This is a genomic window from Veillonella ratti (assembly GCF_003992115.1).
Taxonomy (GTDB): domain Bacteria; phylum Bacillota; class Negativicutes; order Veillonellales; family Veillonellaceae; genus Veillonella_A; species Veillonella_A ratti.
In genome coordinates this window covers 17,184-29,672 of record NZ_RQUX01000015.1, presented here as the reverse complement: position 1 = coordinate 29,672, position 12,489 = coordinate 17,184, and the positions used below count along the sequence as shown (strand labels likewise).

At 43.5% G+C, this 12,489-nt stretch carries 10 protein-coding genes; 3 read left to right on the top strand and 7 right to left on the bottom strand.

What is annotated here, in order from left to right; genetic code table 11:
- Positions 1-50: 50 nt before the first annotated feature.
- The 3 genes from EO124_RS07325 to EO124_RS07315 are packed head-to-tail and all read right to left on the bottom strand — an operon-like array spanning position 51 to position 2,967.
- Positions 51-761, bottom strand: a complete 711-nt coding sequence (locus tag EO124_RS07325; protein ID WP_127058969.1) for a LutC/YkgG family protein — start codon at positions 759-761, stop codon at positions 51-53.
- A 12-nt stretch (positions 762-773) separates the two neighbouring features.
- Positions 774-2,210: a LutB/LldF family L-lactate oxidation iron-sulfur protein gene (locus tag EO124_RS07320; protein WP_127058968.1), complete on the bottom strand. Its 1,437-nt coding sequence runs from the start codon at positions 2,208-2,210 to the stop codon at positions 774-776.
- Between the two features lie 19 nt (positions 2,211-2,229).
- The gene (locus tag EO124_RS07315) at positions 2,230-2,967 is read right to left on the bottom strand and encodes a (Fe-S)-binding protein (RefSeq protein WP_127058967.1); all 738 of its coding nucleotides are present in this window, start codon (positions 2,965-2,967) and stop codon (positions 2,230-2,232) included.
- A 433-nt stretch (positions 2,968-3,400) separates the two neighbouring features.
- Here EO124_RS07315 and EO124_RS07310 point away from each other — a divergent pair, with 433 nt between their 5' ends.
- Genes EO124_RS07310 through EO124_RS07300 form a run of 3 tightly spaced genes read left to right on the top strand, consistent with a single transcriptional unit; the run spans position 3,401 to position 8,141 of the window.
- On the top strand, positions 3,401-4,882 hold the full coding sequence (locus EO124_RS07310) for an S-layer homology domain-containing protein (RefSeq protein ID WP_127058966.1): 1,482 nt from the start codon (positions 3,401-3,403) through the stop codon (positions 4,880-4,882).
- A gap of 13 nt (positions 4,883-4,895) precedes the next feature.
- A complete protein-coding gene (locus EO124_RS07305; protein ID WP_127058965.1) occupies positions 4,896-6,614 on the top strand; it encodes an ArnT family glycosyltransferase in 1,719 nt (572 codons plus the stop codon).
- A gap of 39 nt (positions 6,615-6,653) precedes the next feature.
- Positions 6,654-8,141, top strand: a complete 1,488-nt coding sequence (locus EO124_RS07300) for an S-layer homology domain-containing protein (protein WP_127058964.1) — start codon at positions 6,654-6,656, stop codon at positions 8,139-8,141.
- An 873-nt stretch (positions 8,142-9,014) separates the two neighbouring features.
- Here the strand turns inward: EO124_RS07300 and EO124_RS07295 are convergent.
- The 4 genes from EO124_RS07295 to EO124_RS07280 form a co-directional block, all read right to left on the bottom strand.
- On the bottom strand, positions 9,015-10,190 hold the full coding sequence (locus EO124_RS07295; protein WP_021841966.1) for an NAD(P)-dependent malic enzyme: 1,176 nt from the start codon (positions 10,188-10,190) through the stop codon (positions 9,015-9,017).
- A gap of 12 nt (positions 10,191-10,202) precedes the next feature.
- Positions 10,203-10,985, bottom strand: a complete 783-nt coding sequence (gene speD, locus EO124_RS07290) for an adenosylmethionine decarboxylase (protein WP_127058963.1) — start codon at positions 10,983-10,985, stop codon at positions 10,203-10,205.
- 142 nt (positions 10,986-11,127) lie between these two features.
- Entirely contained in the window at positions 11,128-11,661 is a 534-nt protein-coding gene (locus EO124_RS07285) for a metallophosphoesterase family protein (protein WP_127058962.1), read from the bottom strand.
- Between the two features lie 144 nt (positions 11,662-11,805).
- Positions 11,806-12,393: an XTP/dITP diphosphatase gene (locus EO124_RS07280; protein ID WP_127058961.1), complete on the bottom strand. Its 588-nt coding sequence runs from the start codon at positions 12,391-12,393 to the stop codon at positions 11,806-11,808.
- Positions 12,394-12,489 lie beyond the last annotated feature (96 nt).

Below are 12,489 nucleotides of genomic sequence, written 5' to 3'. Positions count from 1 at the left end.
CCGACGTCATAGGGCACGATTTGTGCTTACGGCGTCGGACATTTCCTTACCTAGTCAACGAGAATAAACGTTACATTGATAGGACCATGAACCCCTACTACACGAACCAATTCGATATCGGCTGTGTTGGAAGGACCTGAAATATGAACCACATTGGATGGGAACCCTTCAGGATTTTCTTTATATACTTTGGTAAGAGCACGCATAGACTGCGTCATGCGAGGCACAATGTCAGAAGTACGGATAACCGCAATGTGACAAAGTGGCAACAAACCGATGGAACGACCGCTGGCTTCAAAGCTTGGTTGAATAACCGTTGCTGTTTCGGCAATCCCTAAGATTGGGAAGGTAATACCGATTTCAGCCACTTTGGCTTCGTCAATATTAGCTTGACGACCGGCGGATGGATTCCACTGATAGAATGTCGTATCCGCTTTATCTACCTTATCAAAGTTTTCTTTTAATTGGAATTTTTCAGCTTCTTCGCAGCAAGGATAAATTACTTTACCGCCACCGCGTTCTTCAATTTCTTTTAAGATTGTTTCGACTACATGCGCTTCATCAGTAGTTACAAATTTAGTACCTACTTTTTCACATTCCACTTTGAACATGTCTACAACTTGTTCGTGGGAAAGGTCGGAGTACATTGCCTCTTGAGGTCCTTTTTCATAAGGATATGGTGCTACGAAAGTAGGAATCTCTTTACGACCCAACGCATGAGAAATACGGCTAAAAAATGCTTTACGTTTTACATCATCCATTGTCTTGTCTCCTTACTTACGTTTGCTAGCTTCATATTCAGCATATACATCGCGGAATTTCTTGAGTTTCAATGTACCCATTTCTTTCGCTTTCATCCAGCCGCCAACTACCGGCAATAATTTAGTCCAATCGGCCATGTTACCGTTCTTACTCATGAGTTTCATGCCGATGGCACCTAACTTAGTACCATAGTCGAAGAGGAAGGAATTACTGAATACAGTAGCCACTGTTTTGAAAATAGCTTCTTCTGCTGCCGGACGAAGATGCGCTTTGTCGGCAATGTTAACGCGATGTTTCAAAAGTAATTCATGGAGTGGAATCTTAACCGGACAATGTTCCCAGCATTCGCCACACAAAGTGGAAGCGTATGGCAAATCGCCCGTTTTTTCATAACCAACCAATAATGGAGTCAATACCGCACCCATTGGACCCGGATAGATAGAGCCGTACGCATGGCCGGTGATATGACGATATACCGGACAGATATTCATACAAGCACCGCAACGGATACAACGAAGCATGGAGTTGAATTCGCCGCCCAAAATATTGGAACGACCATTATCGATGATAATGATGTGAAGTTCTTCTGGACCGTCGGCTTCACCAGGTTTGGCAGGACCGGTAATCATGGAGAAGTAGTTGGAAATCTTAGCGCCTACAGAGGAGCGAATTAAGAGTTCCATCATAATGTCAAGACCGGCAAAGTCAGGTACAAGACGTTCCATACCCATGAGACAAATCATAGTCTTAGGCATGGAGCTACTCATACGACCGTTACCTTCATTGGATACGATAGTAATAGTACCGGTTTCGGCTACGGCAAAGTTACAGCCGGTGAAGCCGATGTCGGCGCGCAAGAAACGATCGCGAATACGTTTACGTACGAAACGAGTCATTTCTTCCGGATCTTCCGTACCTTCATAGCCGAGTTTGTCGTGGAACGTTTCACGAATACGTTCACGAGCAAAGTGCAACGCAGGTACTACGATATGGGATGGTGGATTCCAGTCAGCTGTCTGCAAAATGAATTCGGCCAAGTCAGTTTCGTTAACTTCCACGCCTTCTTTCATTAATGCTTCGTTAAGGCTGATTTCTTCGGATACCATAGTTTTGCCTTTTACGACCATTTTGGCGTTCTTGGCACGAACTACTTCCATTACATATTCATTTGCTTCTTCAGCTGTATGAGCAAAGTGCACTTTCGCACCGGCTTTAGTAGCGTTTTCAGCAAATTGGTTTAAATAATAGTCGAGGTTGCTTAATACATGATCACGAAGTTCAGCCGCTTCTTCACGGAAATCTTCCCATTCAGGTACTTGATCAACCAACGCTTTACGTTTTGCATAGAATACATCTTGCGCTTTTTGGATGGCCTTTACCTTAAAGTCATTGGCAAGAACATCCTCAACACGTTTTTTAAACGGGCGTTCATCGTATAAAATAGCCATGTTCAGTTCCTCCTAACGACTAGCGGGAATTCAATAATTCCGCAATGTGCATTACTTTGATGCGACGATCGATTTCGCCGTCTTTATAAAGACGATCAAGCATACCTTCAATATTCATGAGACAAGCTTGGTCACCACCGGCTACTACATTAGCGCCGGAGTTGTAAATATTCATTGCTTTTTCGCGAGTCATAACAGCAGAAATCTCAGGCTGTTTAACCGTAAACGTACCGCCGAAACCACAGCAGCCTTCCGCGCGATTCATTGGCAAATATTCTAGACCTTTAATATTTTCCAATAATTTCATAGGTGGTTCCTTGATACCCATGAGACGTGTTACGTGACAAGATTTGTGGTACGTAACTTTGTCGTTAAATGTTGCACCTACGTCAGTTACGCCTAATACATTCACGATAAATTCGGTGAATTCATAAATGCGTTCACTGACTTTGGCGGCACGAGCCATCCATTCAGGTTCGTCGGCCAAAATATGACGGTATTCGTCACGAATGGCGAAGGCACAAGAACCGGACATACTCACGATATATTCTGCGTTTTCGAAGACTTCAATTGTATTCTTGATAGCCCCTTTAGCCGCATCATTATACCCGGAGTTCACGAACATCTGTCCGCAGCATACTTGCTTTTTAGGTACTGTGATATCACAGCCTAACCGTTCTAATACCTGTACGCCGGCCATCCCCACGTGGGGATAAAACATGTCAATCAAACATTGTGAAAATAAATGAATTTTCATTTCCTCACATCCTCAACTTTCCTACGTACTTACACTTACTAGATTACCCACACTTGCGTATACTTCCCATTTTTTTCAACATTAAACGGTCTATATTGTATATTCGCACGGAAATCATCACTATTATTATATAGAATAACAAATATAATGTCCAAAGAATTGCGATATTGGCAAACGCCCTATGTCATATGCATTTTACGAATGCTTGAAATAGGATTTAGTAAAATATTTGTATACAGAACGTAATTATTTGAATAGTGAATCTCATTACCGCTAAACCGACCCTTTATCTCTTTAAAGGCCCCGTGGTTCGTGATATAATCAATGTATTAAGGGTATTTTTTTTTATATTCGTAAAATTAATAATAAAGTGCATGCTTTATCAAGGTTAAAACCGTTTTTTAACAACCTGTATCAGAAAGGGGTCTCATTTATGACATCACGTTCTTTACGTTTAGCCGTTCTCGTGGCTACACTTTTAACAACAACTACCTACACCGGCTTCGCCGCCGATGCAGACAACACTACGGCGTCTACCGCCACAACGGCTGCAGTAACAACAACCGCTACGGATAGCGATTCCATTGACACTGTAACGACTGCCACTACTTCGACCGTTCAAACTAAAGCGTTAACCGAAGCGGACAAAGAAAAAGCGCAGTTAGTTAAATCGATGAACGAAAAAGCAGCTGCCCGGGCTGCCGAGGAAGACGCCAAAGGTTTTAAAGATGTAAAAAATCATTGGGCTGCCATACCAATCAACGTGATGCTTGAAGATGGTATCTTATCCGGCAACGGTCAAGGGGAATTCAAACCGGATGACGCTTTAAAAACTGTCGATGCAGCCGCGCTTTACAATAAGCTCATTGCTCATGACAAAGCGCAACAAGCCGCCAAAGCAGCTAAAAGCAGTCAAAACAAAAAGAACACTAAAAACACTACTACCGTTAAAGACGTAACCGGTGAAGAATTATTGGCTCCATTCAAAAATCAGGAAACGTTAACGCGTGAAGAGTTTGCTGAAACAGCAGCCAAATACTTGGCTTACAAAGACGAACTTACCGTAGCTTCCATTAAGAGCAAAACGAAAGCTAAAGAATATAAACCAAATATCGTAGTAGCGCCTGACGAAGTGAACTTCCCTGACGAAAAGAAAATCGACAGCGATTATAAATCCTCCGTTACCACTTTGGCCAGCCGCGGCATCATCGCTTCCGGCGGTGACGACAATTACTTCCGTCCAACCGAAGACATTACCCGTGCCGAAGCGGTTGCCATGTTATTCCGCATTGAAAAAGGTATGACCGTATCCCCGGCAACAAGCACTAAAGCGAGCGATACAAATGCTAAGACTACCAACAGTGCAACCGGCGACAAAACAGCCGCTACAACTGCCAAAAACCCTACCACCGGTAATGTAACCGCTAAAAAGACCAGCGAATTAGAAGCGCAGTCTGATCTTGAAAATAAAGTTTTCAAAAAATTAAACAACCTCTACAAAACACCGGGCAATTTCCAAAACTACGGCGTAATGTACTGGCAAAACGATGTGTTACATGTAGCCTTCAAGAGCGATGAAGATCTTGCTCAATTCGAAGACATTTTAGCTAAAAACGACAAAGATAAACCAGCCAGCGAAACATTGGCTAATCGTGTTCATTTAGAAACAACCCAATACAGCCAGGCTGAATATGACCGTATTGAAAACAACTTCCGTACGTTCTACGCTCAAAAACAGCCGGCCGGCACTATCTTGGGGGCTTATCCAAGCGTAGCTCACAATCAGCTTATTGTCCGCGTTGACAAAGGTTTCGATTATATGAATGATTCCATCCGTAATGCGTTCGGCAACAAGGTTCACGTTTTCTTGGTTACCGACAATGCCGACTCCACTACTGATACTACTAAGAATTAATTAAGGAGTAGCCATGTTTGCAACACCTTTCACGCGCCGCGATTATCTCTACCTGGCCGCCATCGGAATCTGGCTCTTATTCGCCTACGGGCTCTTCGCTTGGAACTTTCCCATAACCGACACGGTAGAATCCAATTATGCCTTAAGTGCCGTCAATATGCTGCAACATCAAAGCTATCTGTCTCCCATGATTTACGATCAGTACTGGTATGACAAACCAATTTTCACCTATTGGCTCTTAATGACGTCCTTCAGCCTATTCGGCATTTCGGATTTTGCGGCGCGCATGCCGTTCATCCTTTGTGCCGCCCTGAACGGCATGTTTATGTATTATGGCATGCGCCTCATCGCTAAGCGTCGTGATTTAGCTTTATGGTGCGCCATTATGCTGGGCACTTCGTTAGAATTTTGGTATATCAGTCATGCTATTTTGACAGATGGTTATTTATTCCTGTTCACTCAAGGAATTCTCTACTTTGCTTATTTAGGTCTGCGCGGCCGGCATGTAACACGCCATATGATGCTGGCCTACGCCTCGGCGGGTCTTGCTGTTTTGACAAAAGGACCGGTTGGCCTCATCCTGCCCGGCCTTATTCTCATAGCCTATGTCGCTCTTTTCCAGCGCGATGCACTCACGTGGCGGCGCTTATTCCACCCATTGGGCCTGCTCGCCTTTGCTGTAGTCGCCTTGCCTTGGTACATCCTAATGTACAGCTACCACGGCATGGCCTTTATCGAAGAGTTCTTGGGGCTCCATAATGTAGTGCGTGCCACAATACCGGAACATCCGGAACAAAACTGGTGGTACCTCTACCTGGTGCTCTGGCCGGTGTCCCTATTACCGTGGACAGGCCTCACTATTTACGAGCTCATCTATGGTGAACGCAATTCTTGGTTCAAATACCTTTTAACTTGGGGACTCGGCGTATTTATTTTTTATAACCTCATGGCCACCAAGTATATTACCTACACATTCTTGTGTATCATTCCGTTTATCATCTTGACTGCGCAAGGCTATATTCGTTTAAAAGGCCATCTTTTGCGAAATATCCCACCTCGAGAAGTTAAAGTTATCGCCATGGCACCGGACAGCGATTTCTGTTGGCCCCCGCAGCAAACAAAATCGTATAGCAAAAATCTGCTCGTCCTACTACCAGCTTTCCTCTTAGTGGCTATAGCCATCATCGGTGTTTGGCTTGGCAGTCGCACCCAACCGGATGTGGATTCGTCACAACTTAGCATGGCTTTAAGTATCGGTGCCGTGCTCTGCGCCTTGCCCCTTTTATACGCTCTTATCAGGCCACATATCTGCCGGAGTATAAAAGCCGTCGCCATAAGCACCAGCATTCTCTATGTATTATTACTCTGTGCTTTACCGCCAATCGTGGATGATGCTTCTACCGAAAAACTGGCTGATACCTTAGCCTTACGGCCAACTACGCAGATGTACTACTATCGCGATTATCGCACATCCCTCGTGTATTACACGGGCCATTCAGTAACACAAATCATACCGGATCCGGACGCGGAAACCATCTGGGATAAAGGCAAAAATGTAATGCCCGTATTGTCTGAAGCGGATACTGAAAAAGCCATTCAAGGTCAAACGGATTATTTTATCTTCGTGCCGAAGAAATATAAAGCTGATTTCTTAAAAACTTCTCTTAGTCAGCATACGACTGAATTCTATCAGGTGGAAAATATTATAGTTTTCAAACCGAAAGCACAATAGTTACAAACGATTTACAAAACCCAATTTTGGAGGAGTACCATGTCTAAATTTTTTACCACAAAGTCCCTCGCCGTACTTTGTGCCCTAGTGCTCACCGGCGCAGGGGCTCAGGCCGACACCGTAACGGTAACCGGCCCCGATGCTGCCGTAAGTGACGATTATACCCCTGTTCGTGTTGTCAAAGAATCGACAGACAACGAAACAACCTTTAGCCCTTTGGTGTTAAAATATTACACCACTAACAATACGGCCCAAGCCGTAGGTGAAGCCGCTAAAGCCGCCGTCCCAGAAAAAAACGGCGAAACGTCAGAATCTGATAAAAGCGTCAAAACCATAGACGCAAAAACAGACGCTATTCCGGAAACGACTAAAAAAGGCGCTGACACAGCTAACACAGCTAACACCAAAAAAAGTGCCGAAAAAAGCACTTCAACTGACAACACCTTAGGCAACGGCACGTATAAGCCTTTTACCTTTAGCATCGCCACAAACTCCTCCCGTGTTTTTGAAGACGCTCGCAAATATACTTTTGTAGACATTCCTGCCGATTACTGGGCTGCCAAAGCCATCGCGGTTATGACAAACCAACAATTGATTTCCGGCTACAGCGACAATACATTCCGTCCAGAAAAACCAATCAGCCGTGAAGAAGTAGCGTCATTATTCAGTAATTTAATCTCCGGCGAATCCTCTGTTATGCTCTCCAGTTCGTTCAAAGACATCACGTCCGATCGTTGGTCCGCTAATGCTATTGAACGGGTGGCTCAACTGAATATTATCAGCGGTTATGGCGATAATACCTATCGTCCGGAACAATTCATGTCCCGTCAAGAATTCGCCGTAGTAGCGGATAATTACATTCACTATCTGGGCTACAACACCGATGACCAAGCCGCTATGGAGGCTATCCATTATACTGACCAGAAGTTCATCGCCCCATGGGCTCAATCGGCCGTACGTGAACTGGCAGCTTTAGGTTTCCTTCATTACCAACCGCGCTTATTATTTAGTCCTGAAAAATACATTACCCGTGCCGAAGCAACGGAAATTATGTATCGCGTTACAAACAGTAGTGCTGCCGTGGCCTTACGCGAAAAAATCTTACACCAACAGGTAGAGAATAAAATGCTCAATTTAATTAACCAAACATTCGGTAAAGAGTATGTATTCCGCACCCATGGCGCCATGTATTGGCAGGACAATAAATTGGTAGCTGCCTTAAAAAACGAAAATGATGTTCAAAAATTAGGCGCCGCTCTTGCGTTTTCTAAAGATAGCGATTTGCGTAACAATACCCTAGTAACAACAGGCGTCATGAACGAAATTGAACTGGGCAAACTACAAACCGAAGCCGCTTACTACTATAACCAACAGGAACCAACCGGCTCCATATTATCCGCCGCACCAAATAAAAATGCGTCAGGGTTAATTTTGGTGGTTGACCAATTAAGCACAGAAAGCCAAAAAGCGATGGCGAAAAAATTTGGCTCCAAGGCAACGATAACGGTTGCCGAAGAAGCAAACTAAGTGTACTGCTCGAAAAACGATTGGCTCGATGAGCTAATAAAGAGACTATATTTAAGCGAGTGAGCTAAATAAACCCTTTAATAAAAAGAAGGTTTACGCTTTCCAATATGCGCTCTCCTATTTGAGCGAGAATTAATCAATAAAACACATTACTAACATGAAAAAGAAGACCTACTCCCTTCCCCGCTGTTTCACACCAAGGGGACCCCTTTGGAGTAGGTCTTCTTTTTCATTGTTTATATCACAGTACCTATTATTATATGTTATCTCGCTCAAATATCACCAACGCCATAAATGCCAATAACGTAAACCTTCTTTTTAATTTCATAGAGCCTCTGTACCAGCCTCACTCGCTTAAATAACATAGCTTCAATTAAAGCTATTCGAGCCAATCTTTTTCATCGCAAAAACACTTAACTCGCCACCTTCGGCAACGGTTATCTACTAAATGGAGTCCGAATTTTTCTGCCGGTTAGCGCAATTTAAATGCTTGTCTGTAAGATAATTGCTCAATCCACCAAAATTATTGTGTATTTGAGTGAGAATACTATCATAAACACGTTATAACATAAGAAGATCTTATCTTCCTCCTCCCCAACCTTTTGGCGGAAGGGCGGAGAGAATAAAAAGGCCGTATCTTATACGGCGCTTTAGCGATCAGAGACCGGAAGTGCGATGTGAGATGAGGGGATGGCACTAATTTACACTAACATAAACAAAAGACCGCCTATCTCTTATGAAGCGACTTTTGCTGCGTGCAGCCCAGGAGCAAATAAGAGATAGGCGGTCTTTATTTAGTTGTAATAAGAAAAGCCCTCATCTCACAGAAGCACTTCACTAACGATAGCTCAGCGCCGGTAAGATACAACCTTTTTATTTTTTACGCGCTACGCCCGTTTTCACGGCCACGTCCGCAACGGCTTTAGCTACTGCTAGTGGAACGCGTTCATCGAATGCGTTAGCAACTACATAATCTTCACGAAGATCTTCGTCAGCTACAAGGTTAGCCAAGGCATCGGCAGCAGCCAATTTCATTTCATCATTGATTTTAGATGCGTGAACGTCGATAGCACCGCGGAACAAACCAGGGAATACGTTTACGTTGTTAATCTGGTTTGGTGCATCACTGCGGCCGGTACCCATAACGCGTACGCCGCAAGCTTTCGCATCGTCATACATAGCTTCCGGATTTGGGTTAGCCATAGCAAATACGATGGAGTCTTTTGCTAAGTTTTTCAAAATTTCAGGTGTAAAAGCACCGGCTGCGGACACGCCGAGCAATACGTCAGCGCCTTTAGCCACTTCAGCCAATGTGCCTGTTTTTTCTTCCTGACCCAACAATTTGATTAATTCAGCTTGTAAGGAATCAAGGCGTTTGTAGTTTTTGTTGAGTACGCCGGAACTTACCATCAAGGTAATGTCGCGAGCGCCTGCCAAGTACAACAAACGAGCAATGTTAGCACCGGCTGCACCGGCACCGTTTACAACGATTTTAACTTTGGTAAGGTCTTTTTTTACAAGACGAAGAGCAGCTTTAACGCCGGCCAAGCATGCGATAGCTGTACCGTGTTGGTCGTCGTGGAATACCGGAATTTCAAGCTCTTCTTTTAAGCGGTTTTCAATTTCATAGCATTTAGGCGAGGAAATATCTTCCAAATTAATGCCGGCAAAGTTTTTCTGCAATAATTTAACAGTGCGGATGATTTCTTCTGTGTCTTCCGTATCAATTACGATTGGCACACAGTCTACATTACCGAAACGTTTGAAAAGTAAAGATTTACCTTCCATTACCGGCATAGCAGCCGCTGCCCCGATATTGCCAAGGCCGAGTACACGAGTCCCGTCAGATACAACCGCCACCATGTTACCGCGGCAAGTTAAATCAAAAGACAACTCTTCATTGTCTTTAATGCGAAGGCAAGGTTCAGCAACCCCCGGCGTATACGCTACGGATAAATCGTGAGCATCCTTCAAAGGATATTTTGTACCGGTTGTCAAAAAACCACCTAATTCTAATTTCTTTTGTACTGCTTCTTCGCGTACGTCCATGTAATTCCCCTCCTATTGTTTTAATGTTGGTAGATTTCTACCATAAAAAATTTCTGCCATTTCCTGTTTCAATAATTGGTTAATATGCTTGCGTTCTTTTGGCGTCAAATCATCTTCCGTAATCCCAAAAAGGTAATTATTGATGTCATATTCTTTGAGCATCATTTTTGTATGGAAGATGTTTTCCTGATACACATTCACATCAATCATGTTATACAAGTTTTTGGTTTTTGCATCAATATAGTTCTGAATAGAGTTGATGCGATGATCAATATAAAGTTTTTTGCCTTGTACATCGCGTGTAAAGCCACGTACTCGGTAGTCAAGGCTGATAATGTCCGAATCAAAACTGCCAATCAAGTAATTTAGAGCTTTGAGCGGCGAAATTTGACCGCAAGTGGACACGTCAATATCGGCGCGGAACGTGCTGATACCGCGATACGGATGACTTTCCGGATAGGTGTGAACCGTCAAATGGCTTTTGTCCAAATGGCATACCACATCTTCCTTATGAATTTCTTCTTCCGAAATCAAAATAGTCACACTGGCGCCTTGCGGATCATAATCCTGCTTGGCCACGTTAAGTACGTTAGCACCAATAATATGAGACACTTCTGTCAAAATATCCGTTAGCCGTTGTGCATTATACACTTCATCAATGTATTCAATATACTGCCGTTTTTCAGCTTCGGTATTCGTATAGCAAATATCATAAATGTTAAAACTCAATGTCTTTGTTAAGTTGTTAAAACCGTATAATTTCATCTTTTTAATCGGTTTCACGGATGTCTCCATAATATTTTGTACACCTTCCTCATTCAATACTTATTCCTATATTTCATTATATCGAAACTCTTCATCGTATTCAATACTTTCGATATCTTATTTTATAATATTCATGTAAAAATCTAATTGATAATCGGCATTTAAGTAAAAACTACTTAATAACCGGCGGCTCCCACGGCTGTTCTTTTAAATAATAGAAACGACCCGTGAAAAAACCGTCCTCATAAGTAGCCACCGCAAAGGTACCGCCCGACTTATCCCGCGGCAGTGCGGGACTCCCCGGATTGATAAAAAGCCCATGACCGTCACTGTACTGACTGTGATGATGACTGTGCCCCGCAATGCACAAGGTGGCCCCCATACTTTCACCGAGGGACAACACTTCCTGAATGCGATTATACGGCAAAAACTGATCCCCATGAGTCATATAAATATATGTGTCCTTAAAAGGAATCAGCTGTTCGCGCGGCTCTAAGGGCCGTTGACGGTCATTATTACCGCGAACCGCCAATACGGGCACACTCGTTTGCTTAGCCATATAGCGTGCATCATCGCCATAATCGCCGGCATGGAGCCATAATTCAATAGGCCAATCAGCGGTAGCTGCCAAAATCTCATCAATTTTGTTCAAATAACCGTGGGTATCACTAATAATACCCACACAACTGGCTGCTTGTGCGCTCATAGAGCCCCTCTTTCTCTTTATTATAAATATACTATTGTTTGTTGCTTACTTTATTTGTTTGTTGCTTCCTTTAATTGCTTGTTACCTATTTTATTACTTGTTGCTTATTTTATTGCTTGTTGCTTATTTTTATTGGCTTATTACTTACTGTGATTTCAACTTTTCAAGTAACTCTTTTAACGCTAAACCGCGATGGCTGATGGCATTTTTTTCGTCCATGGATAACTGTGCCATCGTTTTTGCAAACTGCGGTAAGTAAAAATACGGGTCGTAACCAAAGCCCCCGTCGCCTACGGCCTCTGTCTGAATTAATCCTTCACAATAGCCCGTTGCCGTCAGTTCACGACCGTCCGGATAGGCCAACACGAGTTCGCATACATAGCGAGCCGTTCTTTTTTCAAAAGGCACGTCTTTAACAGATTCAATGAGCTTATGATTATTCGCCTCATCATCGCATTGAGGGCCCGCATAACGCGCCGAATATACGCCCGGTGCGCCATCAAGCACATCAACAGCGAGACCGCTGTCATCTGCCAGGCATGGCAAGCCGCAAGCCTCCATGTAATATTGCGCTTTAATGCGTGCGTTAGCCAAAAAAGTCGTGCCCGTTTCTTCCGGTTCCGGCACCTTCACAACCTCACCGATACTTACTGCCTCAATACCGACTGTTTCAAGGGCTGCTTTAAATTCACGCAACTTCCCCTTATTATGGGTTGCCACAACGATTTTCATATATTACTCCTACAAAAACCTCATAATTTGATACGTGTAATACGCTACCTTAGTATTAATATCCCATCCACTGTTAACTTAGCATTAATAACTTAG

Bases quoted from the DNA above. Each gene is read 5' to 3' on its own strand.
- EO124_RS07325 (WP_127058969.1), bottom strand. From the start codon at position 761: ATGGATGATGTAAAACGTAAAGCATTTTTTAGCCGTATTTCTCATGCG.
- EO124_RS07320 (WP_127058968.1), bottom strand. From the start codon at position 2,210: ATGGCTATTTTATACGATGAACGCCCGTTTAAAAAACGTGTTGAGGAT.
- EO124_RS07315 (WP_127058967.1), bottom strand. From the start codon at position 2,967: ATGAAAATTCATTTATTTTCACAATGTTTGATTGACATGTTTTATCCC.
- EO124_RS07310 (WP_127058966.1), top strand. From the start codon at position 3,401: ATGACATCACGTTCTTTACGTTTAGCCGTTCTCGTGGCTACACTTTTA.
- EO124_RS07305 (WP_127058965.1), top strand. From the start codon at position 4,896: ATGTTTGCAACACCTTTCACGCGCCGCGATTATCTCTACCTGGCCGCC.
- EO124_RS07300 (WP_127058964.1), top strand. From the start codon at position 6,654: ATGTCTAAATTTTTTACCACAAAGTCCCTCGCCGTACTTTGTGCCCTA.
- EO124_RS07295 (WP_021841966.1), bottom strand. From the start codon at position 10,190: ATGGACGTACGCGAAGAAGCAGTACAAAAGAAATTAGAATTAGGTGGT.
- speD (WP_127058963.1), bottom strand. From the start codon at position 10,985: ATGGAGACATCCGTGAAACCGATTAAAAAGATGAAATTATACGGTTTT.
- EO124_RS07285 (WP_127058962.1), bottom strand. From the start codon at position 11,661: ATGAGCGCACAAGCAGCCAGTTGTGTGGGTATTATTAGTGATACCCAC.
- EO124_RS07280 (WP_127058961.1), bottom strand. From the start codon at position 12,393: ATGAAAATCGTTGTGGCAACCCATAATAAGGGGAAGTTGCGTGAATTT.